This is a genomic window from Rhodococcus qingshengii JCM 15477, from assembly GCF_023221595.1.
GTDB lineage: Bacteria > Actinomycetota > Actinomycetes > Mycobacteriales > Mycobacteriaceae > Rhodococcus_F > Rhodococcus_F qingshengii.
This window is the reverse complement of record NZ_CP096563.1, coordinates 4,221,181-4,245,504: the sequence shown is the minus strand read 5'-3', so window position 1 is coordinate 4,245,504 and position 24,324 is coordinate 4,221,181. Positions and strand designations below refer to the sequence as shown.

Sequence of the window (24,324 nt, the reverse complement as noted above, 5' to 3'; positions counted from 1 at the left end):
TCTGCCCGACCACCTCGGGGCGCGAATTACCTGTCCGGTCGGATGGGCGAGGTGACCGCTTTGCCGTAGATGAGGTGCGTTTGGGCGTGCCAGACCTCGGGGTGCGCGGCGAGGTGGTCGATCAGTACCCGTTGTAGATGAGCACTGTCGCGGACCGCGACGTGGAGGAAGAAATCCTCCGGGCCCGAGACGTTGAAGAGGGCAAGGGTTTCCGGCAATGCGAGCGCGTCGGCTGTGAAGCGGTCGACGAGGTCGCGGCGGTGTGGTCGCAATTGAACGGCGATGATCGCCTGCATCGACCGGCCAACGGCTGCCGGATCGACAACCGCATGGATGCCGCTGATCGTGCCGTTGGCGCGTAGGCGTCGTACGCGCTCGTGGCACGAGGACGTCGCCAAGCCGACTCGATCGGCCAACACCTTGTTGGTGATCGACGCGTCGTTCTGCAATTCGGCCAAAATCTTCCAGTCCACCGGATCCAGAGGCTCATTCTTCGTCATCTGCCGAACTATATCCGGAGTCGTTTTGAACTTCCCGGATCCAGTTGCACACTCCTGGCATGAACATGTGTCTCGAATCAGCTCGGGTGTGAGGTATTTCGGATGAGTGTCGGTCAATGGCTCGCTTTCGGCTCCCTGCTATCCATCGTCCTGTTCACGCCGGGACCGGATTTTGTCCTGATCCTGCGTCATTCTCTGGCAGATCGTCGGACCGGCGCGGTGGTGGCCGCCGGTGTGATTTCCGGGCTCTTCGTTCACACCGCTGCCGCGTCACTTGGTCTCTCCGCACTTGTGGCAACACGGCCGCAGTTGCTCTCCGCGCTCACCTACGCCGGGGCGGCATATCTGACCTGGCTCGGCATCTCCGCGATTCGAAGTGCTTTCAAGGCCCGAGCCTCGGACGAGGGAATTCCGGCAGCGAAAGAACCGATCGCGGTCACCACAGCATTTCGCTACGGCTTCCTCTCGAACCTGCTGAACCCGAAGGCGCTGTTGTTCTTTCTCGGGCTACTCCCGCAATTCATCGAGCCGGGTGAAGGCGCAGGGCTGCGCACGTTGATGTTGGCGGGCGCGACGGTGGTCGCCGCGGCGCTGTGGTGGGCGATCGTGGTGGTGTTGGCAGCCGGAGCCGGCAAGAAGCTGCGTCGCCCTGGCGTCGGCAAGCGAATCGACGTGGTGACGGGAGTGTTGTTGGTGGGTCTCGGTGCCTTCTTCGGGGTTGCATGAGTGGTCGTGTCAGGATGGGCTCATGACACTTCCCGTGCTGATCGACGTCGAAGAACTGTCCGCTCTCATCGAGGCCGGCGCTGCGCCGCGATTGCTCGATGTCCGATGGGCGCTGGGTGATTCGAACGGCGAGCAGCATTTTCGCGACGGCCATATTCCCGGTGCGGTATTCGTGAACCTCGACGAGGAACTTGCCTCGCCGCCGTCGCCGGACGAGGGGAGGCATCCGCTGCCGAGTCTCGAAGACCTGCAGGACGCGGCGCGTCGTTGGGGAATCGACGACGGTGATTCGGTGGTGCTTTACGACGCCACCGGCAACACGGCCGCGGCCCGTGGTTGGTGGCTGCTGCGGTGGGCCGGACTCTCGGATGTCCGACTGCTCGACGGCGGGCTGCAGGCCTGGGAGTCCGCAGGACTGCCGTTGGCGGCCGGTATCGGCGAGTCCGTCAGCCCGGGCGACGTGACTTTCACCGGCGGCAACATGCCGACTGTCGACATCGACCGTGTCGGCAACTGGACGAGCGAGGGCGGTGTCCTTCTAGACGCCCGAGCCGGGGAGCGGTACCGCGGCGAGGTCGAGCCGATGGATCCCGTCGCAGGGCACATCCCCGGTGCGGTGAACGCGCCGACCGCCGAGAACATCACCGGCGACGGGCGATTCCTGGATACGACCCACCTGCGTGAGCGATTCGCCGGACTGGGCGTCGGAGACAAGGTGGCGGTGTACTGCGGATCCGGAGTGACTGCCGCGCACGAGATCGCGGCGCTCGCGATCGCTGGTTACGACGCGACGCTGTTCCCGGGCTCGTGGTCACAGTGGTCCAACGACAGCACTCGCGCCGTCGACACCGGAGCCTGAGTCAGCTCTTGGTGCGATCGATGAATGACGGCACGAGAAACCACAGCGCCGTGAACATGATCGCGGCGCACGCTGCCAAAACCTTTGCGGCAACTCCGCCGACGGCGACCTCGGCGATCAACAGGACCGTGCCGGTCATGGAGGCGGCCAGAAAGGCTATGCCGCACAGGGCGAATCGGTTGGCCACGGGCAATATGTTCTCGCGGTGCCCACGGCGGAAAAGCATGCGATGCCAGACCGCGGGTGCCATCAGGAACCCGAACGAGATGGCAACAAGGATCACCGTCACCAAGTGGATGCCGCGGATGTACGCCGACGCTTCCTCGTAGCGTTCGGTGAATGCCACGGCCAGCAGGAAGGCAAACAGGATCTGCACACCAGAGAGCGCGACGCGCAGTTCTTGCAACAACTCGTTGAAGTTCCGCGCGAGTTGTTGAGGTGGAGTCTCCCCGGTCTCGTTCACGGCGACGTGGTTCCTACGCCCGTGAGTATTCCGACGCTCGCTGGATCTGCTCCGCGCTCGGGCGCACACCGGTGTAGAGAACGAACTGCTCGGCGGCCTGAAGGGCAATGACCGACGCTCCTGTGATCGCCGTTTTGCCGAGTTCGGTCGCCAACGCGATCAGTGGCGTCTTCGAAGGCATCGCGACGACGTCGAAGACGACATCGGCTGCGCGCACTGCGTGCTCGGGGAACGACAGTGCATCTGCTTCTGCGCCGCCGGACATACCGATCGGGGTGGCGTTGATCAGCACACCGGGACGAAGCTCACCGAGTTCGGCCTGCCAGTCGAAGCCGTACTGCTTCGCAAGCGATGACCCCACTTGCTGGTTGCGGGCGATCACGGTGACGTCGGTGAATCCGGTGTCGCGCACCGCGGCGACGACTGCTTTTGCCATGCCACCGCTGCCGGCGACAGCGACGGACAGGCTCGTGTCGACGTTGTTGTCACGCAGTAGATCGGCCACCGCCTGATAGTCGGTGTTGTAGGCGTGCAGCACTCCGGACTCGTTGACGATCGTGTTGACGGAGTCGATGGCGCTGGCCGAATCATGCATGACGTCGATGTGCTCGATGACCTGTTCCTTGAACGGCATCGACACCCCACAGCCTCGAATCCCGAGTGCTCGTATGCCTGCGATCGCGGCTGGCACGTCTTCGGTGGTGAAGGCTTTGTAGACGAAGTTCAAGCCCAATTCTTCGTAGAGGTAATTGTGAAATCTGGTGCCGATGTTGCTCGGTCGCCCGGAGAGCGACATGCACAGGAGCGTGTCCTTGTTGAGGTCGACGGTCATCGTTCCCACTCTAATCGCGAGTTCGGAGTAGTTCTTGATGGAGGAGTGCACCCATCCGGATGGCCCGCAGCGCCGAATGTCGGGTATCCGATCGAAGCACCACTCGCACCGACAGAGCCGAGACGACATGGTCACACAGAACATCGACGAGCACCCGAGCACCGAATCTCGTCCACCGCGTCGTAGATGGGCTGCTCACGCGATCTCCGGGGTCTTGGCCGCGGCTGTCGTCCTGGGCGTCGGTGAACTGGTTGCGTTGCCGATCAACCCGGACGCGTCGCCCTTCTACGCGGTAGGTGCGACTACCGTCGACCGAACGCCGGCGTGGGCTCGCGAGTTCGCGATCGACACTTTCGGTACCAATGACAAGCCGGCGCTGTTCATCGGAATGTCGATCTTGATCGTTCTGCTCGGTGCGGTGGCCGGGCTCCTGGAACGGCGACGCCGCCCGATCGGCAGCGTCATTCTCGTTCTTCTGGGCGCGGTTGGTGTGTATGCGGCGATGCAGCGCCCGACTGCCGATGCGATGTACGTGTTCCCGACGTTGGTCGGTGTGGTGGCGGGCGTCGCAACCTTGCGGTTGCTGATCACACAACTCGAAGTGCCGCTCTCGCCGGGCGTCGCCGACTCGTGGTTGCCTCGTCGTCAGTTCCTTCTGCTGGCAGGTGCGGCGTTGGCAGTGGCTGCGGCAGCGGGTGCGGCCGGGAAGTTCGTGGGGCAGAGAATCGCCGGAGCAGTAGCGAATCGTGAAGATTTTGTCGTGCCCACCGCCGCTGACCCGGCGCCGCCGATTCCGGCGGGTGCGGACATCGGGATTTCGGGTGCATCGACGTACATCACGCCCAACGACGACTTCTACCGAATCGACACGGCTCTCCTCGTTCCGCAATTGACGACGGATTCGTGGGAACTGCGGATTCACGGAATGGTGGACCGGGAGATGACGTTGTCGTTCGACGATCTGGTGGCGCGAACGCCCATCGAGCGGGTCATCACGCTGACGTGTGTTTCCAACGAGGTGGGCGGCGTTCTGGCCGGAAACGCGAAGTGGATCGGTTATCCCATGAAGGACCTGCTCGACGAAGTCGGTGTCCATCCCGACGCCGACATGCTCCTCTCGACCAGCGTCGACGGCTTCACAGTCGGCACCCCGGTCGAGATAGTCACCGACGGCCGTGACGCGATTCTCGCCGTGGCGATGAACGGTGAGCCGTTGCCGTTCGAGCACGGTTATCCCGTTCGGCAGGTAGTTCCCGGCCTGTACGGTTTCGTCTCCGCCACCAAGTGGGTGACGGAGTGGGAACTCACGCGTTTCGACAAGGTCGAGGCCTATTGGACCCAGCGCGGTTGGGGTGCGCAGGCACCGATCAAGACGTCGTCGCGTATCGAGGTGCCGGCAGCTTTGGCGCCGATCGAGCCGGGACAGGTGCTGGTGGCGGGAACTGCTTGGGCGCAGCATCGCGGGATCGAGAAGGTCGAGGTTCGCGTCGACAACGGTGAATGGCAACCGGCGACGCTGGCTCAGGAGTACTCGATCGACACGTGGCGTCAATGGTCCTGGATGTGGGACGCGGGCTCAGGTTTGCACACCGTGCAGGTCAGAGCGACGGATTTGGACGGGAACGTTCAGGTGGAAGAGCGCACTCCGCCGATTCCCGGTGGCGCCACGGGATGGCACACCAGGTCGTTCACCGTGAAGTGACGTCGGAATCCGAATGAGGTTCGGTATACAGACGAACAACGCGTTGAGCCATCCATCCGGCGATCAGGGTTCGCAGGCCGAAGTCGAACGTGTCGTCGGTTCGCAGCGGGGTCGTAGCCTCGCGCGTGACCTCGCTCGGGTTGGAGGATTGAGTCCACGCGACATCCGGCGTTGAGAGTTTCACGACGGATCCGAGAACCAAACTGTCCAGCGTGGAGATTGCGTGACGAGTGTCGGTCGGATCGAAACCGCCGTCCGAAAATGCTTGAACCAGTGCAGTATCGATATCAAAAGTCACCTCGGTGCGGACGCTGCGTGTCATGAGTAGCGGGATGAGGCGCCAATGTTCGACGGCAGCTCGGCGATAGGCCCACCCCCACGCGCTGATCCGTTCGCTCCATCCTGGGGGTGGGTGGGGGACAGAGATCGACGACATCACGCGGATGCGCATGAGTTCGACGATCTCGGATCGACCCGAAATATGTGTGTAGAGCGAAGACGGAGTCACGTTCAATTGCTTGGCGATCCCGGGCATGGTGAAGTCGCCGGTCGCGTCGACAGCATCCAGAGCCGCGTCGGTGATGTTTCGCGTGGACAGTATCGGCTGGGTGGGACGCGGCATCGATTCTCCTGGTGAGGGATTCGTCAGCAATCTCGGACTTCATCGAGTGATGACAACTCCTTGATTTCGGGAGCCGATATGCATCATACTAACCGAACCCTATTCGGTATGTCGGCGGAAGCTTCCGGCAATCGGTACACGTCGGAGGAACATTCAATATGTCTGTCGTATGGCTGACCGGTGCAACGATCATCGACGGGACAGGCGCCGACCCGATCGAGAACTGCGCTGTTGCTGTGGAAAACGGGCGCATCAGTGCACTCGGTGGCACGCCACCCACGGGGGCGGAGGTGCTGGACTGCGCTGGGCTGACAATCACGCCCGGCCTCATCGACGCACACGTTCATCTCGGTGGATCGAGCGATCTCGCACCGAGCCTGCGGCGTCAGATCTCGGTAGCCGAGCTCGCTGCAGACATGTTCGCGACCTGCGCATCGACCCTCGACGGGGGATTCACCACTGTTCGTGACTGCGGCGGAATCGACGGTGGACTCGCCGGAGTTGTCGCCTCGGGCAAGATTCCGGGTCCGCGGATCATTCAGTGCGGCCCGATCCAGTGCCAGACCGGTGGACACGGACACCTGGCGGCCGAATGGGAGCCGACTTCGGACTGGTCCGATCATGACATCCCCGGATTACGGTGTATGTCTCTGCTTTCCGACGGTCCGCACGAAATGCGAAAGAACGTTCGCGAGACGTTCCGCAGGGGTGCGGACTTCCTCAAACTGTGTGTTACCGGGGGAGTGGTATCCACTCATGACAAGCTCACCGATACCCAGTTCACGGTCGACGAGATCGAAGTTGCCGTCGAGGAAGCCAATGCGCGCGGTACCTATGTCACGGTGCATGCTCACAACAACGAGGGAATCCGTAACGCTGTCACTGCCGGCGCGAAATGCGTCGAGCACGGCTCTGATATCGACGACGAGACCGCCAAGTTGATGGCCGAGCACGACGTCGCCTTGGTGCCGACGTTGGCTGTGGTGCAGGCGCTCTCGGACAGCGCGGCGTCAGCAGGCCTACCCGAATCGATTTCGGCTCGGATCGGCCAGATGATGCAGGGTCAGATCGACGGGCTTCTTGCTGCTCGAAATGCCGGCGTCAGAGTGGGCTTGGGATCGGACCTCATCGGTACCGATCAAACGGGCCGTGGGATGGAGTTGGTCCTGCGCGCCAAGGTCGAAACACCCATGGATGCACTGGTTTCCGCTACCCGGATCAACGCCGGCATTCTCGGAATCGCCGACGAGGTCGGCACCATCGAAGTCGGTAAGTTCGCCGACCTCGTTGCCTTCCGCGGCAATCCGTTGACGGATCCCTCGATCTTTGCCGATCGTGAGCGGATCGCACTCGTCATCCAGAGTGGGCGAGTGGTGAAGGACTGCCGCTAGATCAGCAGCGAGTGGCAAGGTCCGTCAGGGTCGAATGATCAGCTCGGCTGACTGGTAAGCCATAGGAAATCGCGACGGTCAGGTACTTGCCGGCGTAGAAGCATCGGTACGCAGGATCGGGCGGCAACCAGTCACTGGGCGTGCTGTCGCCTTTCGCCTGGTTGTCGGGGCCGTTGACGGCCAACAGGTTCAGAGACATGTCGTTCGCGAACCTCATCCGCAACGCAGGAGTCCAGGAGTTCGCGCCGAAGTCCCAGGCCGCGGCGAGCGGGAAGACGTGGTCGATCTGGACGGACTTGGCCTGGCTGCGTTCGAATTCGATGCGATCTCCGGAGTACGGGTCGGTCATCGCGCCGGACAGTACGACGCAGTCACGTGTTCCTGGTTTGAACACCACGTCCGAGAGATCTTGGGCCAGGACGTTGTTGCGGGTATCGCACCCGTCGTGGCCACCAGGTGCGTCCTGGTCGTCGGACCACGCGGGGCCGAAGACGCAGGCTTCTCTGAACAAGAATTCAAGCTTGGTAATCATGTGGAAGTCCTTCCCGAGATCGATCCGAATCCAGGCATTCCGAGGTCAGTTGTTGCCGATCCTCGTTTCATCGTGGCATCGACCTGTGCGATCTTGTCCCTGACTCCGGTGTAGCTGACCTGCAGTCCTTCGACTTCACCCAGCCAGCCTTCCTGTTTGGCTTCGATGATGCGGGCTTCGAGGTTGTCTCGGATTTCTTCGAGCCTGCCTCGCTGCGTTGGATCCGGCCGCAGGAGTGAGCATCTGACGCAAGCATGCTCATGGATGCAGGGTGTGCCGAACGACCGTGCGCAGGTCCCGACCGATACTTTCCGCTTCTCGAAATGAGACAAGAACGCATCCCATTCCTCGTCGGTCGGTGTCCGGTATTCCTCACTGGGTCTCATCGAACGACGACGCGCGATGAACGCTCGATGCGCTTCGATCGTTTCCGAGGGGTAGACGGCCTTGTAGCCCATCGTCGTGTCAATTGTCTTGTGCCCGCAAATAACCTGTGCGATATGGGGTGGCAGGCCGTTCATGATCGCGTCGGTGACGAATATTCGCCGGAAGTCGTGGGGCTGAAACATCAACGGATCGCCACTGGCATCGGTGAGAGCTGCCACGGTGAGCGCATTGATGAGGAGCTTGCGGACGAAACTCGGTGGGATCGCTCGGCGTTCGTTTCCGATTCCCCGCTGAAAGAGCAGCGGCATCGGCGGATTCCACAGCTTCTCCTGCGTATCGTAGGCAGCCACGAGCGGTATCGATCCGTTGGGTTGCCGCGAACGCTGAACTACCGCACTGAGGACTTCCGCAAGCTCGGGACTGACCAAGATCAGCCGCTCGGTATCGGTCTTCGATGGAGCTATCTGCAGCAGCGGAACCAGTTCACCGGTACTAGGTAGTCGATATTCGGTGATGCTGTGGTGACTGAGCTCGAGGAGCTCTTCATGACGGATACCGCTGAGCCGCAACACTTCGATAGTGGCGAATGCCCAGAATGCTTCCTCGTCCTCGTAGGTGAGATCGCGGCGAACACCGGTAACAGTATTGTCGGCCCATACGACGCGGCCAGTTCCCCGACGGATCAAGGATCGTCGCAGTTCTCCGTCGGTTCCCGCGATCACCTCACCTGGTTCGGTGTTCTGCGCCGCAACAAGTAGAGCCGCTGCGGCCGCGCGGCGGTCAGCTGCGGACCGAACCAACTGCGACAGGACAGGCAATCGCTCGCGAGTGCGCTGATCCATCCGCGCTTTACGGTGTTTGAGTTCCTTGCCTCTTTTGACCTCGGCGTCGCTGATCGGGCAGGGCGCCACCCACTGCGCCCAGCGTGCCGGATCTTCGACGGCCCAGTGCGCGAGGTCGAGATAGAACGCACGCACTTGCAACAGATTGTCTTTGTAATTCTTTCGGGGCGAAGTTGTTTCGTGCTTTCGTCCCGCCGCGTCGACGGCGGTGCGTGTGATCGATCTCAGGTCGTCCTTCCATGCTCGGGCAACGTCAGGCGGCAGCGCCAGGGTGTCGATACCGGGGGCGAGTGTCTCGACGCGGCTCCAGAACAGCCCGGCGAGTCCTCGGGCACGAGAGTTGAGACTGGTGTAGTCCAGCGCGGGTTGACGCTCGCGCAGATAGTCGATGAGCAAAGCTCGGATCGGTTGGTTCTCGATCGGGTAGCGGTCGACGAGTTGTTCGATCGTCAACTGTCCGACCGGAGCGCCGAACGCACGGATGCTGTGTGGTGCATCCTCGGGAAAGATGCCCATCGCACGTAGTCGCAGGTAGAAATCGATCTTCTTCTGACCGCGGCGGGAGTGCACCTGCGCCATCGTTTCGATCAGCTCCACGCAATCGCCGACAGTGATCTCCGCGACCGTCCCGCCTTTGGATACCAGCAGGGTCGCGATTCTGGTCGCTGCGATTCGTGCATCGTCTCGCGAGGTATCCGGCTGAGTGGCAGCAAGCTCGTCCAACCGCGCGAATCCGTCCGGATCTCGCAGCTTTGCCATCATCGGCGCGAGAAACGGGTGCGCCCGGGAGAGCATCCACGGCAACTGCGGCCGGATCACGTCCAGGCACAGCAACATCAGCAGTCCTGCAGCCAGGTCGTTGCGATCATGTCTGACAGGGCGCCCGTGTCCGGCAATCCATTCCACCGGGAGATCGGCCCAGGAGGTTGTCGCGCCGTAACGAGACCCGCGGATGTTCTCGGCGCCGCTGGCGAGCCACCGGGCTTGCCAGGTATCGCCTGGCACCGAAGCCAACCAGGTCAGTATCTTGATCACGCCCCGGTGCCGTCCGGCTCGGGTGGTGACCGCAGCCTCAGCAAGCACCGAGCAGTTCAGTCGGGCCTCGACCTCCTCAGCAGAGGCAGCGGTGTGCGGCCACCAGAGTTCACCTTCGCGTGGTGGAAACTGTTTGTGCAGTTGGCGAATCCTCGAATGCGGCACCGGTGTGACCTCGAAGCGTTCCGGGCGGGTCATGTGCTTGACGGCAGTGCTCACAACGGCCTCCCGAACAGCACGCTCAACGCTGCCGGATCGTATCCAGGAGCAGGAGGCGGCGACGGAGCCCGCGGATGTTCCCGCTGATCAGCAGTACGAGCGTGGTGGGCCAGGACGCTGGCGATCACCTCGTCCTTATCGGGTGTCAGATAAATTTCGGTCGTCGACAAATGGGCGTGCCCCAACACCTCTTTGACCTCCACCAAGGACAAGTGCGGGTCGTTGGCCATCCGCCTCGCTGCACTGTGACGTAAGTCGTGCAGAGTCCAATCCGAACCGAGGGTAGCATTCGCACGCTCGAACATCCGATGCGCCGCATGGTAATTCAACGGGCGGCGAGGCCTTCGCAGTGTCCACCACAACGGTTGCATCCGTCCGAGTGGCACCTCGCCCCGCAACTGCTCCTGATACAACCGCAACCAGACGAACGCGTCCGCCGACGCGGGTACCTGCTCCACCGCACGTGTTCCCTTGCGCACCACAGTAATCAACTGCTGCCCCGGGTCGACATCGCACTCGCGGACTCCCAACAGCTCCGACGCTCGCACCCCCGATGAAATCCAGAACGCCACCAACGCCCGGTCCCGATCCGACGACAACGCCGCGAACAACTTATCGAACAGATCCTCGGGAATCGCTCGGGGAATCCGCTGCGAGACCCGAGGCCGGTAGCGCCCCACACGCTCAGGTGCCCAATGATCCATCGGATTGTGGTGCGCATGAGCCCATCTCGACCGGCGAGAGAGATCGAGAGGGAACGGATTCAGAAGCGGGCCAGTCCCCGCGTCCCGATGAAAATCGTAGAAACTTCGCAGCACCGTCTCACTGTGCGCCACTGTCGCCGGCGAGTACCCGGCCCCCAGAGCCGGTTTGCCGGTGACAGGATTCGGCGATGCCGCAGCAGTAGCAGCCGCCTCGGCGCTGGCCGGCACCACTGATCCTTGTCGTGCCTTCGCCGTCAACTGGATCCAACAACTGAAATCGCGGGCATCGACCCGATCGGCACGATCCCACGCCACGTCCACAGCGTGAAGGAACCGCCACCATCTGAGCAGATCCATACCGTACGAACGCACCGTCGCCACCGACCTCCCGGAAGCGATCAGCTCCCGGAAGAACACCTCGACGGACTCCACTCGTTCACCGTCGCTGCCCTGCAAGACGTAAGGCTCCGCCGCCTGACCTGTCGCTATCAACCGACCCACTCGGGCCACCACAAGCCCCGACAGATCTCTCGAACTTTCCCCTTCGCTCATGTCCGCAAGCTACCGACCCACATCGACCCCACCCCTTCAGACCTGCACCATTCGGCATTTAGTTCAGTCAACGGGGCCTCGCCGTTACCGCAGCCGCGCTGGTATCCACCCGGATGTGGTCGGGTGTCGACAATCGCTGTCCGGGACAGCAACTCTTCCAGTTCCGATCGCGTGGGGCTGCCAGGGGCCGACTCGAGACGCTCGTCCCCGAACCATCCGCAGGACGCGACGAGACATACGAGCGCGAGCGTCGACAGGATCGCAAATAACCGTGCAACCACCTGTGCCCCCGTCCGTCGTAGACGGTGATTCAACGCCGCCCGTCGTAGACGGTGATTCAACGCCGTCCGTCGTAGACGGTGATTGAACCATCGGGGGCCGACAGGAATCAGCCAAACTCGATCACCACTTTGCCGGCGGCATGGCCGTCTTCGACTGCAGCGAGCGCTTCCCCAGCGCGGGAGAATGGGTACCGCCCGGACACGGACGGGTCGAGGATCCCGTCGGCCACGAGCGCCGCGATCTCCGTGAATACTGCTGTAGTTCTTCGGCGTTCGACACCACCGCCGCCGAGTCGGCTCGCCGCCAGAGGATCGGCGATGCTCAGGATCGGTGCGTCCGGTCGGGCGAGCTCAGCGCCGCGAGTGAGAGTGTCCCCGCCGACCAGGTCGAAAACCGCGTCCACTCCGACTGGGGACAACGCGGACACGTCGTCTGCGAAGCCGTCCCCCGACGCAACCCAACGTGCTCCCGCTTCCTCGATCGCGGTTCTCTTGGACTCGCTCGCGACACCGATCACGTTGATACTCCGCGCCAGAGCAAGCGCGATCGTGCTGCGACCAACGCCGCCGCCGGCGCCGAGCAGCAGGAGTGTCGCCCCGGGTTTCAGACCGAGATCGTGGAGTGCGTCGTAGGCCGTTCCTGCCGCAACCGTCAGCACTGCGGCATCGGCCCAGGACACGGTAGGCGGCTTGTGTGCTGTCGAGGAGACGTTGAGCAATGTCGACGCGGCGTAGCCGCCGAAGCCGGTCGCGGTAGCGCCGAACACTTCGTCGCCGACCTCGAACTCGGTGACCCGCGGACCTACTCCGATGACAACACCGGACACTTCGCGGCCCAGAACCGCAGGCAGCGTCACCGGGACAGTATCTTTTCGAGTACCCGCGCGAACTTTCCAGTCAGCGGGGTTGACGCCCGCCGCTCGGACCGACACCAGCAGTTGGCCGGCACCGGGCGGGGGCAAGGTGACGTCGAAGTAGGACTGTGTGTCGGGTCCGCCGTACTCGGTGAAGCCGTATGCCGTCGTCATGCCTGCCAGCCTATTGCCCGGTAGGCGGGAAGTGGTGTCGGTGGCACCTGATTGGATGGTCGGATGCTGCATGGACTCTGGTCACCGGGATCGGGGCTCAAACTGTGGGTCGACGGGCACGAGGGTGCCGGGACCGACGATCCCCGTGATCCGGTCAGTGCTGTCCTGCATCGCAAGTTCCGTCATCGTGTGAATGTCGCTATGCCGCCCGTACCTGGCGGGCCTTTGCAGAGTGAGTACGCAGCTGTTGCGTTGGCGCCGCCGGACGCAGTCGATCTCCTGCTGCGGTTCAAGGCCGACGATCAGCGAATTGCGGGAGACCTGCACTTTCTCGTACATGTGGCGCGAGGAATAGACCGGTGGGTGCGCGCCGGACGGGTGGTCCCCGCACTGACGCGGGCTGAAGGAAGTTGGTGGCCACGCTGGCAGTTGTCGGTGGGGGAACGCCAGCGCGCCTGGATCGGCGAACTGGTCGTGGCGATGCCGCCGGTGCAGCGGGCGGTCGGTTCGCCGAGGGCGACGATCGAAGACATCACGAACGAACTCACGGACCCGATCGTTCGTCGTGCTCTCGGGGACTCACATCCGGTGGTGCAGACCCCGCTGTGGCAGGTCGTGTTGTCCGGGGACGCTTTCGACGACGTGTCGGTACGAGCGGCCGAGGGACTCGCCGAATGGGGGTCGACGTTCACAGCCGGAGAGCCGGACTTGGTTCTGCGGCTGATCGAGCCTGAACTCGACGACAATTCCGATCCCGACGACGATGCGCTGTGGCGTCTGCACGTGTGTTTGCGTCCTGAAGGTGAAGCGCCCGAACGTGTTCGACTGCACCGGGCAGATCCCAAACGTATCCAGCTCGGCAGCCGCAAGCTCGAAGACGCAATCAAGGCTTACCCACGTTTTCGCGACGTGCCGCGCGACGAGGACAGCCTCGACCTGTTGCTGCCCACACCTGTCGTGATGGACCTGGTCGGACACGGCGCGATTGTCCTGCGAGAGCGAGGGATCACGCTGCTGCTTCCTCGCGCATGGAACGTGGTGTCTCCATCCCTGCGTGTGCGCGTGACCTCGGCGGCATCTCCGATCGTTGCGGAGAATCGTACGGTCGGTATGGACCAATTGCTGGAATACGATTGGGAATTGGCGCTCGGAGACAAGGTACTCACCGCCGAGGAAATGACCCAACTCGTCGATGCGAAGTCCGATCTGGTCCAGTTGCGCGGCGAGTGGGTTCAGGCGGACAAAGACGTCCTGGCCCGCGCGGCTCGTTTTGTCAGTCAGCGGCACTCGAGCGGGGACCGAGCGATCGTCGATCTGATCAAGGATTTGATCGCCGACGACCTCAAAGACCTGCCGGTCGAGGAAGTGAAAGCAACCGGATGGGCCTCGGCACTGCTCGACCAGTCGGTGGCTCCGCGGCAGGTGGCGGTACCGTCGACGGTCAACGCGACTTTGCGTCCGTATCAACGACGCGGTCTCGACTGGTTGGCGTACATGAGTGCTCTCGGGCTCGGCGCTGTTCTGGCCGACGACATGGGTCTGGGTAAGACGCTGCAACTGTTGGCGTTACTTGCGCACGAGAAGTCCAAGACAGCAACCCTTTTGGTGTGCCCGATGTCGGTTGTGGGTAACTGGCAGCGTGAATCGGCGCGATTCGTGCCGAGCTTGCGCGTCTACGTTCATCACGGTTCGGATCGCGCTACCGGGGCGGAGTTGGAACAGGCAGTTCGTGAGAGTGACCTCGTGATCACCACCTACGCGCTCATGACCCGCGACGTCGCGGCCCTCAAGGATCTCGACTGGCGGCGCGTAGTGCTCGACGAGGCTCAACACATCAAGAACGCCAAGACATCTCAGGCGAGAGCTGCTCGCAGCATCCCCGCGGATCATCGTGTTGCTCTGACCGGAACGCCGGTGGAGAACCGACTGGACGAGCTGCGGTCCATCCTCGATTTTGCCAATCGCGGTGTGCTCGGCTCGGAGCAGATGTTCCGCAAAAGGTTTGTCGTACCGATCGAGCGGGAAAAAGATCAGCTTGCCGTCTCGCGACTGCGAGCCGTCACGTCCCCCTTTGTGCTGCGGCGCGTGAAGACCGATCCCGCCGTGATCGCGGATCTCCCGGAGAAGTTGGAGATGACGGTTCGAGCGAATCTCAGCGAAGAGCAGGCCGCGTTGTACCGCGCCGTGGTGGACGAGATGATGGCGCAGATCAAGGGGACGGAAGGGATGAAGCGCAAGGGCGCCGTCCTGTCTGCGCTGACCAAACTCAAACAGGTGTGCAATCATCCCGCGCACTTCCTGCGCGACGGTTCGCCGGTGATGCGCCGCGGGCAACACCGTTCGGGAAAGCTCGGACTGGTCGAGGACATCGTCGAGTCGGTCATCGGCGACGACGAGAAGGTTCTGTTGTTCACACAGTTTCGTGAGTTCGGCGAATTGGTGGTGCCGTACCTGGCCGACCGGTTCACCACCGAAGTTCCGTTTCTCCACGGCGGAGTGTCGAAAGCCGGGCGCGACGCCATGGTCGAGGCATTCCAAGGTGAAGGCGGCCCGCCCATCATGGTGCTCTCGCTCAAAGCCGGCGGCACGGGTCTGAATCTCACGGCGGCCAACCATGTGGTTCACCTCGACAGATGGTGGAACCCGGCGGTAGAGAACCAGGCGACGGACCGTGTCTTCCGCATCGGTCAGAGAAAGAACGTTCAGGTACGCAAGATGGTGTGCGTCGGAACCTTGGAAGAGCGAATCGACACGATGATCGCGAGTAAAAGTGAACTCGCCGAACTTGCAGTCGGGACCGGTGAGAACTGGGTGACGGAGATGAGCGTCGAGCAATTGGACGAGTTGTTGCGACTCGGCGACGACGCGGTGGGCGAATGAGTCCGCGCGGCAAGGGCCCCGATTTCAGCGAGTACACCGGGCCTCGACGGCGAGCACCCGCGCCGGTCAAGCCTCGTCCAGCGTTCGGGAGGACGTTCTGGGGCAAGGCTTTTGTTCGGGTCGTCGAAGAGATCGGCGACAAACCTCGTGTCACGCGTGGGCGTACGTATGCGCGTTCGGGTCAGGTCTTGGCGCTCGACATCGAACCAGGAGTGGTGACGGCCGAGGTTCAGGGCAGCCAACTTCAACCGTTCGTTTCCACGCTGTCGATCGACACCCTTGACCAATCGGATATCGACGACATCATCACCAAGATCCGCCGCGTGCCGGGAAGTCTTGCCGCACTGGTGTCCGGCGTTGTCCCGGACATGCTTGCTGCTCAACTGATACCGGACGGCCCGTCGGCTTTTCGCTTCGACTGCACCTGCCCCGATGTCGGTTGGCCGTGCAAACACGCTGCGGCCGTGGCGTTCTTGACCGCGGAGCGAATCGACACCGATCCGCTCAGGTTGCTGAGACTTCGCGGGGTCGACCTGGAGCAGTTGATCGGGGGAGTGGAAGACGAGTCGACTGTTTCGGTGGACGTCGAGAATTGGTTCGGAATCGCGGCTGCCCTCCCTGCGCTACCGAAGGTGCCTTTTCGCGCGGCGATCGACGATCTGGATATCAGGCGGTTGCGCGAGGCGGTTGCGGCATTGGGATTGGACATGGCTCAGCAGAACGTCGCCTTGGACGAAATACGGTCCATCTACCGACGGTTGGACGGTTGAAATCGGACAACTCCGGACTGGTGCTAGTTTCCTGTCGTAAATTCCAGTATCGTTAATTGGACCGGTCCGGTCGGGACCTGCCTGCGATTTCAGGTCGTTGTCGTCGGCGAATAGACGACTATTCATTTCTCGGAGGGACAGTCGCTGTGATGCCCGTTCATTTGCGCGACAGCGCAATACCCAAACACGAACAGTTGCGCACCATTCTCCTGCGCAAGTGCACCCAAGAACTCCAGCCTGGCGACTTGATGACCAGCGAGCGAAACCTGATGCAGGACTACGGCGTCAGTCGGATCACCGTTCGCGAGGCAATCGGGCAACTGGTCAATGACGGACACCTCGTTCGCGTGCGTGGCAAGGGAACCTTCGTTGCGCACCGTGCTGTCCAATCCAAGCTGCACCTTGCATCCTTCACCGAGGAAATGCGCGCCCAGGGGCATCACCCCACGACAGTGGTCCTGGTCAGCGAACAGGGGCCGGTCCCCGAAAACACTGCTGCCGCACTGAATATGCGACCGGGTTCCGACGGTTACCACGTCAAGCGCTTGCGCCTTGCCGACGGCGAGCCGGTGAGCGTGGACGACGGCTGGTTCAATCCCGAACTGTTGCCGGGTTTGCTCGACATGGACTTGACGGGTTCGATCTATCGGGCAACCGCCGACAAGTACGACAAGCCGATCGATCGGGCAGAGCAGACAGTCAGTGCCGATGGTGCCAGTACGGAGATCGCGACTCTCCTGGGCACTCGTAAGGGCGCTCCGGTTCTGTACTTCGATCGAGTGTCGTTCAGCGAGATCGCACCGGTCGAGCACACTCGCAGTTGGTACCGATCCGACCGCTACCAGTTGCAGATGGAAGTCCAGGGCCAAGCGCGGCCCAAAACGCGCGGCGACCAATAGTCATCGTTCGAAGCGAAAGGGCGAGCACACCTTCCGGTGTGCTCGCCCTTTGCGTTACGCCGACCAGTCGAACAGAGTGTCGCCAGTGGCGACGTCCCCACCGACGGAAGGGGATTCGACGGTGTCCGGTTTGGAATCCATCACGACTACCGGGCAGATCGCCGAGTAACCGGTCGTGTCGATGTGCGCTGGATCGAAGCTGACAATGGGATCACCCGCATCGACGGTGTCACCCTCGGCGGCGATGAGGGTGAATCCGTCGCCTTCGAGCTTGACCGTGTCGATGCCGATATGGACCAGCACGCCGGTGGCTTTCTCGCCGAAGATCACGAACGCGTGGGGGTGAAGTTTCAGGATCTTTCCGCTGATCGGCGCCACGACCGTGAGCGGGCCCTGACCGCGAGCGGGTTCGATCGCGACGCCCGAGCCGACCATCTGCTGAGCGAACACCGGGTCCGGTACGTCAGTGAGTGCGACGACCCGACCGGGGAGTGGGGCGAGGACGACCGTCACAGGATGTCCTCGATGTCCTCGGCAAGGGTGTCGGCCTCGGGCCCGACGATGACCTGGACAACCGTTCCGGACTTGAGTACGCCGTGTGCGCCGGCAGCCTTGAGAGCGGACTCGTTCACCTTCGCTCCGTCCTTGACCTCGGTACGCAGGCGGGTGATGCAAGCCTCGATCTCGACGATGTTCTCTGCGCCGCCGAGGCCTTTGATGATTGCTTCCGCTTTCGACATTTGCTGCTCCTGATTGTCGGGTTGGTCGTGATCGTTGAACGGTCGTACAGGTGGGCTGACTAGTTGCTGGTCAAGGCTATCCCGGTTACGTATGTCACATTTGGGTGTTGACAACTCGCCTCCACCAGGTAAAACTACAACTGGTTATGACCGGACAGTACCCGTTGGAAGTCCGGCTCCACAACAGTTTCGACAAAACGGTTTCGGCCTCACTTCCGAGCAAGAACCGTGACCTGCATTTTCACGAAACCTGCACGTGTACGACACCCGAATTTCCAGAACCAGCGGCCGATCGCGACGCGGCCCGGCGAACGAAGAAGGTCCTTGATGACTCTCGAAGACACCCCGAAGAAGGAATCGAAAGTGTTCGCCGGGGTTCAACGCCTCGGCCGAAGCTTGATGCTTCCGATCGCCGTTCTGCCGGCTGCGGGAATCTTGCTCCGCCTCGGCCAGGACGACCTGCTCGGGCGATTCAGTTCGATGCACAGTGCTGCTGCAGTGATCTCTGCGGCAGGACAAGCAGTCTTCACGTGGCTGCCGCTGATCTTCGCCGTCGGTATCGCGATCGGCTGGGCCAAGAAGGCCGACGGATCGACTGCCTTGGCAGCCGTCGTCGGCTACATGGTGATCGACGGCGTGTTCAAGGCGATGTCGCCGATCGTCCTCGAAGGGAAGACGGACCCGAACGGGGATCAATCCCTGATCAACTACGGTGTGCTCGCCGGTATCGTGATGGGCTTGCTGTCGGCGATCTTGTGGCAGCGGTTCTATCGAACGAAGCTTCCCGATTATCTCGGGTTCTTCAACGGGCGCAGGCTCGTTCCCATCCTGACAGCGATCACCGGTCTTGTGGTCGGTGTCCTGATGGCATTCGTGTACCCCTTGTTCAACTCCGGCCTCAACTGGGTCGGTGAAGCAGTTGCTTCCAATACCGTTGTGGGCGGCGGCATTTACGGCGCAGCGAACCGCCTCCTGATCCCCACGGGCCTGCACCACATCTTGAACTCCGCCGTGTGGTTCCTGATCGGCGACTACCAGGACGCGAGCGGTCAGATCGTTCGCGGTGACCTCAACCGGTTCTTCGCCGGCGACCCCTCCGCCGGTACGTTCATGACCGGCTTCTTCCCGATCATGATGTTCGCCCTCCCCGCTGCAGCCTTCGCAATCTGGCGCAACGCCAAGCCTTCTCAGAAGAAGCTCGTCGGCGGCATCATGCTCTCCACCGGCCTGACCGCATTCCTCACCGGTATCACCGAGCCGCTCGAATTCTCCTTCATGTTCGTCGCGTGGCCCCTGTACGTCATCCACTCGCTCCTGACCGGAACGTCGATGGCCTTGGTCAATGCGCTGGGGATTCACGACGGATTCACGTTCTCCGCAGGCTTCTTCGACTACGTGTTGAACTTCGGCAAGGCAACCAACGCATGGATGTTGATCCCGATCGGACTCGGCTACGCCGTGATCTACTACTTCCTTTTCAGCTTCGTCATCAAGAAGTGGAATCTGCGCACGCCAGGACGAGAAGAAGAGGTCGAGGTGGCTGCAGGTGAGCCCGACCCAGCGCTGCTCGAGGCCGAACTGGCACTGGCTGCCGAAGGTGACAGCCGCACCGACGCCCCGCTCGTCGCCGAACTGGAAACCAAGCTCGACAAGGAACTGGAAGGACGCTGAACATGGCGATCGCAACCACGACAATCGGATCCCGCGTCGGACTCCACGCACGACCCGCAGCGCTCTTCGCGCGCGCCGCAGCCGATCTACCGGTAGACGTCACCATCGCGCTCGGCGACGGCGAACCCGTCGATGCCTCCAGCATGTTGTCTGTCATGACTCTCGGTGCAGCATTCGGGGATTCGGTGACCTTGCGTGCTGACGGTGACGGCGCCGACGCTGCGGTCGGTTCGCTCGCAGAGCTTCTCGCATCCGAACTGGACGAAGCCTGATGACGGCGAGTGTGGACAACCGCATCGCGGGTATCGGAGTGAGCGCGGGTTCGGTCTGCGCGCCGTGGTTGCGATTCTCCACGCCTGAGCCGACCTCGGCGTCGGACCCGATCACAGGCAGTCCCGAGGCGGAGCTGATCAGGATCCGTGAGGCACTGGACGCCGTCGCGGAGGAATTGCTCTCGCGTGCAAAGACAGTCGAGGGCGTCTCCGCGGAGATCCTGACGACGTCGGCTGCGATGGCGCGCGACGCGGGCATCGTGAAGGCGGCCAAGGCGAACCTGGAATCGGGGCTGCCGACCGCACACGCCGTCGCAGTTGCCTTCGACGCATTCTGTGAAAAGCTCACGGCGCTCGGTGGGTACATGGCCGAGCGGGCAACGGATTTGCGCGATCTCGGGCAGCGAGCCGTGGCCGTTCTTCGCGGGGAACCGATGCCCGGAATCCCCGCTCCCGGTCATCCGTACATCCTGGTGGCGCGCGACCTCGCTCCGGCGGATACAGCGACGTTGGGCACCAGTGACGTGGTCGGATTGTTGACTGCCGAAGGAGGTCCGACCAGCCACACCGCAATCTTGGCGAAGTCGCTCGGAATCCCGGCCGTGGTCAACTGCTCGGGAACCGATCTGCTGGCGGAGGGAAAACTTCTCATCCTCGACGGCACCACCGGGACGGTCACCATCGATCCCTCGGCAGAAATGCGCGAGCGCGCTGTCCTCGAAGCATCGTTCGTGGCAGAGCAGTCGGCTTCGGCACAGGGTCCAGGACGCACGCGTGACGGGTTCGCGGTGAGGTTGTCGGCCAACATCGGAACCCTCGAGGACGCCGCGCGGGCCGGAGCGGCGGATTGCGAGGGCGTCGGACTGTTCCGTACCGAATTCTCGTATCTCGGGCGTCACGACGCGCCGTCGGTGGAGGAGCAAGCACAGACGTACGCGTCGGTGCTCGGGCACTTCGCCGGACAGAAGGTGGTGGTCCGCACTCTCGATTCGGGTTCGGACAAGCCGTTGCCGTTTCTCGATCTCGGGGTCGAGGAGAATCCGGCCCTTGGTATCCGCGGGCTCCGTGTCGGCACGGTTTATCCCGACACGCTCATCAGCCAGCTCGACGCCCTCGCGGCGGCAGGCAATGCGACGGGTGCCGATCTGTGGGTCATGGCGCCGATGGTAGCTACGGCCGACGAGGCGAAGGACTTTGCAGAACTTGCGCGTTCGCGGGGGATCGGCAAGGTCGGAGCGATGATCGAGGTTCCAGCTGCAGCGTTGCGGGCGAAGGATATCCTCGAGCACCTCGATTTTGTCAGTATCGGTACCAATGATCTGAGCCAGTACACCTGCGCCGTGGATCGTATGGCCGGAGGCCTGGCGCAACTGCTCGATCCGTGGCAGCCGGCGGTCCTCGATCTGATCGCGATGGTCGGTCAGGCTGGCGCCGATGCCGGAAAACCTGTTGGTGTGTGCGGAGAATCCGCGTCTGACCCGCTGTTGGCTCCGGTTCTGGTCGGTTTGGGCGTGACGAGTCTGTCGATGTCGGTCCCGGCATTGGGCGCAGTTCGCGCGCAACTGGCCTCTCTCGATCTGGCGGTGTGCAAGGACATGGCCGCGGCGGCGCGGGGCGCGCGAAACCCGATCGAGGGTAGAGCGGCCGTCGCGCGGATTCGCGAGTCGGCATGAGTACATCAGGCTCGGCTGCTGTCGGCGATCCGATCGTATTGCGGGGAACTGTGATCGGATCTCCGGCCGGGAAGATTCACGACGGAGTCGTCGTCGTGGACGGCGAAAAGATCAGTTGGGTCGGCTCGGCTGCGGACTATGTGGCGTCCACACCCGTCGTCGTCATTCCGGAACGCACCGACGCGGTGATCATGCCCGGCTTGATCGATGTCCACAGCCACGGCGCCGCGGGTGCTGGTTTCCCGAACACCGACGCCGATGGAGCGAGCCGCGCGGCGGCGCACCATTGCGAGCACGGCACGACCGGAATGCTGGCCAGCCTGGTCTCCGCACCGCGCGCAGATCTGGTGCGACAAGCGACGATGCTCGCCGATCTGGTCGAACGCGGAGAACTTCTGGGTATCCACCTCGAGGGGCCGTTCATCAACGGCGTCCGCTGCGGTGCCCAGGATCCGGCGGCGATCATTCCCGGTGATCCGGATCTGCTCGAAGCCGTGTGTGACGCCGCGCGTGGGACCGTGCGGTCCATGACCTTGGCGCCCGAGACCGAGAATTTCGAAGAGTTGCTCGCGATCATGCGTCATCGCAACATCGTGCCGAGTTTCGGTCACACCGATGCCGACGCGGCAACGACGTCGGCGCGCATCGATGCTGCGGTGCACGGGGATTGGGCCGGACAGATCAGCGCGACCCACCTCTTCAACGGGATGCCGCCCCTGCACCATCGATCTCCGGGTCCCGTCGCGGCGTGCCTGGCGGCTGCCGCGAGAGGCGAGATGGTGGTGGAACTGATCGCAGACGGTGTGCATCTTGCACCCGAGACCGTGTCGATGGTCTTCGATGCTGTCGGACCGGACCAGATCGCCTTGGTCAGCGATTCGATGGCCGCTGCGGGAATGGACGACGGCGACTACCAACTCGGTGCGCTCGACGTCACCGTACAGGCGGGCGTCGCACGGCTCGCGACGACCGACGGCTCGGCCGGCGCGATCGCCGGAGGGACCGCGAGGTTGCTCGACGTCCTGCGCAGCACCGTCTTCGACGGCGGCGTCGCGCTGGAAGATGCTGTCGCAGCGGCAACTCGGAGCCCAGCGCATCTGCTGGGGCTCGGCGACCTGATCGGATCGCTGGCCGTGGGCTGCCGAGCCGACATCCTGGTCACCGATCGTCACTTGCGCCTGGGGCGTGTACTACTCGGCGGAAAAGCCGTCGGAAAGGAAAAATCATGGAAATCGTAATACAGCCGACACCCGCGGAGGTCGACTCGACCGTCGCGGACATCGTCGAAGGCTACGTCAGAGCCGGGGCGACGACGCTCGGTCTCGCAACGGGGTCGTCGCCGATCGGAACCTATCGTGAACTGGCAGCGAGGCATCGCGACGCCGAACTCGACTTCTCGCTGGCTCGGGCATTCCTGCTCGACGAGTACCTGGGATTGCCGAAACGCCATCCGCAGTCGTACTACTCGGTGATTCGGTCGGAGTTCGTCGATCACGTCAACCTGGATCCCGCGATGGTGTCCAGTCCCAACGGTGAAGCGCCGTGCCCGGAGCAGGAGATCGCCCGGTACGACCAGAGCATCGCGGCGGCCGGGGGAGTGGACGTGCAGTTGCTCGGCATCGGTACCGACGGCCACATCGGCTTCAACGAGCCCGGATCGTCGTTGACCTCGAGAACCCGCGTGAAGACGCTGACCGAGCAGACCCGGATCGACAACGCACGCTTCTTCGACGGTGTGGACGACGTCCCACATCACGTGCTCACCCAGGGGCTCGGAACCATCAGCGATGCAAGGCATCTGGTGATGATCGCGACCGGAGAAGGCAAGGCTGACGCGATCGCCGCTGCCGTCGAAGGTCCGTTGTCTGCCTTCTGCCCGGCTTCGGTGATGCAATTGCATCGCCATGTCACCGTCGTCATCGACGAAGCTGCGGCCAGTTCACTCAAACTTGCCGACTACTACCGGTATGCGCTCGAACACAAGCCGTCGTGGCAGTCCTTCTGACATGACGGTTCTGGAGCTGGCTGTGCAGGACGTGCGGGGGGCGAGGATCGCGCGTTCGGTGGGAGCGACTCGAGTCGAGTTGTGTGCGGCACTCGGCCCGACGGGGGGATTGACGCCCAGCATCGGAGTGATCGAGGCTGTGTCGGAAGTGGGGATCGCGGTTCACCCGCTGATCCGTCCGCGCGCCGGAGGTTTTGTGTTCTCACCCGACGAAGTGTGGGTGATGGAGCACGACGTACATGCTGCTGTGGCCGGTGGAGCTTCCGGCATCGTGATCGGCGCGCTGACAGAAGACAACTCGATCGACACCGTCGTGCTGCGCCGCATCATCGGATGCGTGGACCGGGCGAGAGTCGAGGTGACAGTACATCGTGCGATGGACGTGGTGACCGACCGTCTGACCGCGCTGGACGAACTGATCGACCTGGGCGTGACCCGCGTGCTGACGTCCGGGGGTGCGGACACTTGCAACGAGGGACTCGACGAGATCGGTCGAATGGTCGAACATGCCGCGGGCCGGATCCAGATCATGGCCGGTGGCGGAATAACCGTCGACGACATCCCGGCAATCGCTGCCGTCGGCGTCGATGCGGTGCATCTCTCGGCACGCAAGGTTGTCGCGGTGTCCGGTGGCCCGGGCGGGGGATCGGACGGATACGACGTCACCGATGCAGTAGTCGCGCAGGAAGCGGCAGCCGCGCTCCGCGCTGTGCGCCTTTATTAACCCCCCGCGGTTAAT

The 24,324-nt window shown here is 62.8% G+C and carries 22 protein-coding genes and 1 pseudogene; 13 read left to right on the top strand and 10 right to left on the bottom strand.

The features are described 5' to 3' along the window. Window positions 1-26: 26 nt before the first annotated feature. Window positions 27-500 carry an Lrp/AsnC family transcriptional regulator gene (locus M0639_RS19275; RefSeq protein ID WP_003941284.1) on the bottom strand — a complete coding sequence of 158 codons (474 nt, stop codon included), beginning with the start codon at window positions 498-500 and terminating at the stop codon, window positions 27-29. A gap of 102 nt (window positions 501-602) precedes the next feature. On the opposite strand from M0639_RS19275, the gene M0639_RS19270 reads away from it, so the two are divergent. Together M0639_RS19270 and M0639_RS19265 are read left to right on the top strand one after the other, a co-directional pair. Further along, a complete protein-coding gene (locus M0639_RS19270; protein ID WP_003941342.1) occupies window positions 603-1,226 on the top strand; it encodes a LysE family translocator in 624 nt (207 codons plus the stop codon). Between the two features lie 22 nt (window positions 1,227-1,248). Further along, window positions 1,249-2,085 carry a sulfurtransferase gene (locus tag M0639_RS19265; protein WP_030536840.1) on the top strand — a complete coding sequence of 279 codons (837 nt, stop codon included), beginning with the start codon at window positions 1,249-1,251 and terminating at the stop codon, window positions 2,083-2,085. A gap of 1 nt (window position 2,086) precedes the next feature. Here M0639_RS19265 and M0639_RS19260 read toward each other — a convergent pair whose 3' ends face one another. Both M0639_RS19260 and M0639_RS19255 read right to left on the bottom strand, forming a co-directional pair. Beyond that, window positions 2,087-2,548, bottom strand: a complete 462-nt coding sequence (locus M0639_RS19260; protein ID WP_003941357.1) for a DUF6328 family protein — start codon at window positions 2,546-2,548, stop codon at window positions 2,087-2,089. A 13-nt stretch (window positions 2,549-2,561) separates the two neighbouring features. Then, window positions 2,562-3,380, bottom strand: a complete 819-nt coding sequence (locus tag M0639_RS19255; protein WP_064074733.1) for a shikimate 5-dehydrogenase — start codon at window positions 3,378-3,380, stop codon at window positions 2,562-2,564. A gap of 127 nt (window positions 3,381-3,507) precedes the next feature. Between M0639_RS19255 and M0639_RS19250 the strand changes: the two genes are divergently transcribed. After that, window positions 3,508-5,082, top strand: coding sequence for a molybdopterin-dependent oxidoreductase (locus M0639_RS19250; protein ID WP_030536842.1), 1,575 nt, complete (start codon window positions 3,508-3,510; stop codon window positions 5,080-5,082). Here the strand turns inward: M0639_RS19250 and M0639_RS19245 are convergent. Further along, window positions 5,069-5,704: a TetR/AcrR family transcriptional regulator C-terminal domain-containing protein gene (locus M0639_RS19245; RefSeq protein ID WP_054187324.1), complete on the bottom strand. Its 636-nt coding sequence runs from the start codon at window positions 5,702-5,704 to the stop codon at window positions 5,069-5,071. The two genes, M0639_RS19250 and M0639_RS19245, sit on opposite strands and share 14 nt — an antisense overlap. Window positions 5,705-5,862: 158 nt before the next feature. Here M0639_RS19245 and M0639_RS19240 point away from each other — a divergent pair, with 158 nt between their 5' ends. Beyond that, entirely contained in the window at window positions 5,863-7,095 is a 1,233-nt protein-coding gene (locus M0639_RS19240) for a metal-dependent hydrolase family protein (RefSeq protein ID WP_064074726.1), read from the top strand. 1 nt (window position 7,096) lies between these two features. Here M0639_RS19240 and M0639_RS19235 read toward each other — a convergent pair. The 4 genes and pseudogenes from M0639_RS19235 to M0639_RS19215 form a co-directional block, all read right to left on the bottom strand. Beyond that, a pseudogene (locus M0639_RS19235) lies at window positions 7,097-7,597 on the bottom strand (HNH endonuclease family protein); the annotation flags it as partial. A gap of 26 nt (window positions 7,598-7,623) precedes the next feature. Next, window positions 7,624-10,110, bottom strand: a complete 2,487-nt coding sequence (locus M0639_RS19230) for a site-specific integrase (protein WP_011133408.1) — start codon at window positions 10,108-10,110, stop codon at window positions 7,624-7,626. Then, entirely contained in the window at window positions 10,107-11,366 is a 1,260-nt protein-coding gene (locus M0639_RS19225; RefSeq protein ID WP_064074683.1) for a tyrosine-type recombinase/integrase, read from the bottom strand. The genes M0639_RS19230 and M0639_RS19225 overlap by 4 nt, the downstream gene beginning before the upstream one ends. 388 nt (window positions 11,367-11,754) lie before the next feature. Continuing rightward, window positions 11,755-12,675, bottom strand: a complete 921-nt coding sequence (locus M0639_RS19215) for an NADP-dependent oxidoreductase (RefSeq protein WP_042445331.1) — start codon at window positions 12,673-12,675, stop codon at window positions 11,755-11,757. Between the two features lie 63 nt (window positions 12,676-12,738). Here M0639_RS19215 and M0639_RS19210 point away from each other — a divergent pair, with 63 nt between their 5' ends. The 3 genes from M0639_RS19210 (at window position 12,739) to M0639_RS19200 (ending at window position 17,224) form a co-directional block, all read left to right on the top strand. Next, complete coding sequence (locus M0639_RS19210; protein WP_064075267.1) at window positions 12,739-15,555, top strand: DEAD/DEAH box helicase; 2,817 nt, start codon at window positions 12,739-12,741, stop codon at window positions 15,553-15,555. Further along, window positions 15,552-16,325, top strand: a complete 774-nt coding sequence (locus tag M0639_RS19205) for an SWIM zinc finger family protein (protein ID WP_047270178.1) — start codon at window positions 15,552-15,554, stop codon at window positions 16,323-16,325. Before M0639_RS19210 ends, M0639_RS19205 begins: the two co-directional genes overlap by 4 nt. A gap of 149 nt (window positions 16,326-16,474) precedes the next feature. After that, complete coding sequence (locus M0639_RS19200) at window positions 16,475-17,224, top strand: GntR family transcriptional regulator (protein ID WP_007726130.1); 750 nt, start codon at window positions 16,475-16,477, stop codon at window positions 17,222-17,224. Window positions 17,225-17,278: 54 nt separating this feature from the next. Here M0639_RS19200 and M0639_RS19195 read toward each other — a convergent pair whose 3' ends face one another. Both M0639_RS19195 and M0639_RS19190 read right to left on the bottom strand, forming a co-directional pair. After that, window positions 17,279-17,737, bottom strand: a complete 459-nt coding sequence (locus tag M0639_RS19195) for a PTS sugar transporter subunit IIA (protein WP_064075266.1) — start codon at window positions 17,735-17,737, stop codon at window positions 17,279-17,281. Further along, window positions 17,734-17,964, bottom strand: a complete 231-nt coding sequence (locus M0639_RS19190) for a PTS sugar transporter subunit IIB (protein ID WP_064075265.1) — start codon at window positions 17,962-17,964, stop codon at window positions 17,734-17,736. The genes M0639_RS19195 and M0639_RS19190 overlap by 4 nt, the downstream gene beginning before the upstream one ends. A gap of 327 nt (window positions 17,965-18,291) precedes the next feature. Here M0639_RS19190 and M0639_RS19185 point away from each other — a divergent pair, with 327 nt between their 5' ends. From M0639_RS19185 to M0639_RS19160, 6 genes are read left to right on the top strand one after another with little or no spacing between them, the layout of a single operon-like run. Beyond that, window positions 18,292-19,635 (top strand): PTS transporter subunit EIIC, encoded by a 1,344-nt coding sequence (locus tag M0639_RS19185; protein WP_064075264.1) that lies wholly within the window; start codon window positions 18,292-18,294, stop codon window positions 19,633-19,635. A 2-nt stretch (window positions 19,636-19,637) separates the two neighbouring features. After that, window positions 19,638-19,907 (top strand): HPr family phosphocarrier protein, encoded by a 270-nt coding sequence (locus M0639_RS19180; RefSeq protein ID WP_003941322.1) that lies wholly within the window; start codon window positions 19,638-19,640, stop codon window positions 19,905-19,907. Beyond that, window positions 19,907-21,580: a phosphoenolpyruvate--protein phosphotransferase gene (gene ptsP / locus M0639_RS19175; protein WP_064075263.1), complete on the top strand. Its 1,674-nt coding sequence runs from the start codon at window positions 19,907-19,909 to the stop codon at window positions 21,578-21,580. The genes M0639_RS19180 and ptsP overlap by 1 nt, the downstream gene beginning before the upstream one ends. Continuing rightward, window positions 21,577-22,818 carry an N-acetylglucosamine-6-phosphate deacetylase gene (locus M0639_RS19170; protein WP_082893283.1) on the top strand — a complete coding sequence of 414 codons (1,242 nt, stop codon included), beginning with the start codon at window positions 21,577-21,579 and terminating at the stop codon, window positions 22,816-22,818. Before ptsP ends, M0639_RS19170 begins: the two co-directional genes overlap by 4 nt. Further along, the gene (gene nagB, locus M0639_RS19165; RefSeq protein ID WP_007726140.1) at window positions 22,806-23,585 is read left to right on the top strand and encodes a glucosamine-6-phosphate deaminase; all 780 of its coding nucleotides are present in this window, start codon (window positions 22,806-22,808) and stop codon (window positions 23,583-23,585) included. The genes M0639_RS19170 and nagB overlap by 13 nt, the downstream gene beginning before the upstream one ends. 1 nt (window position 23,586) lies before the next feature. After that, window positions 23,587-24,309, top strand: coding sequence for a copper homeostasis protein CutC (locus tag M0639_RS19160; protein WP_050655248.1), 723 nt, complete (start codon window positions 23,587-23,589; stop codon window positions 24,307-24,309). Window positions 24,310-24,324 lie beyond the last annotated feature (15 nt).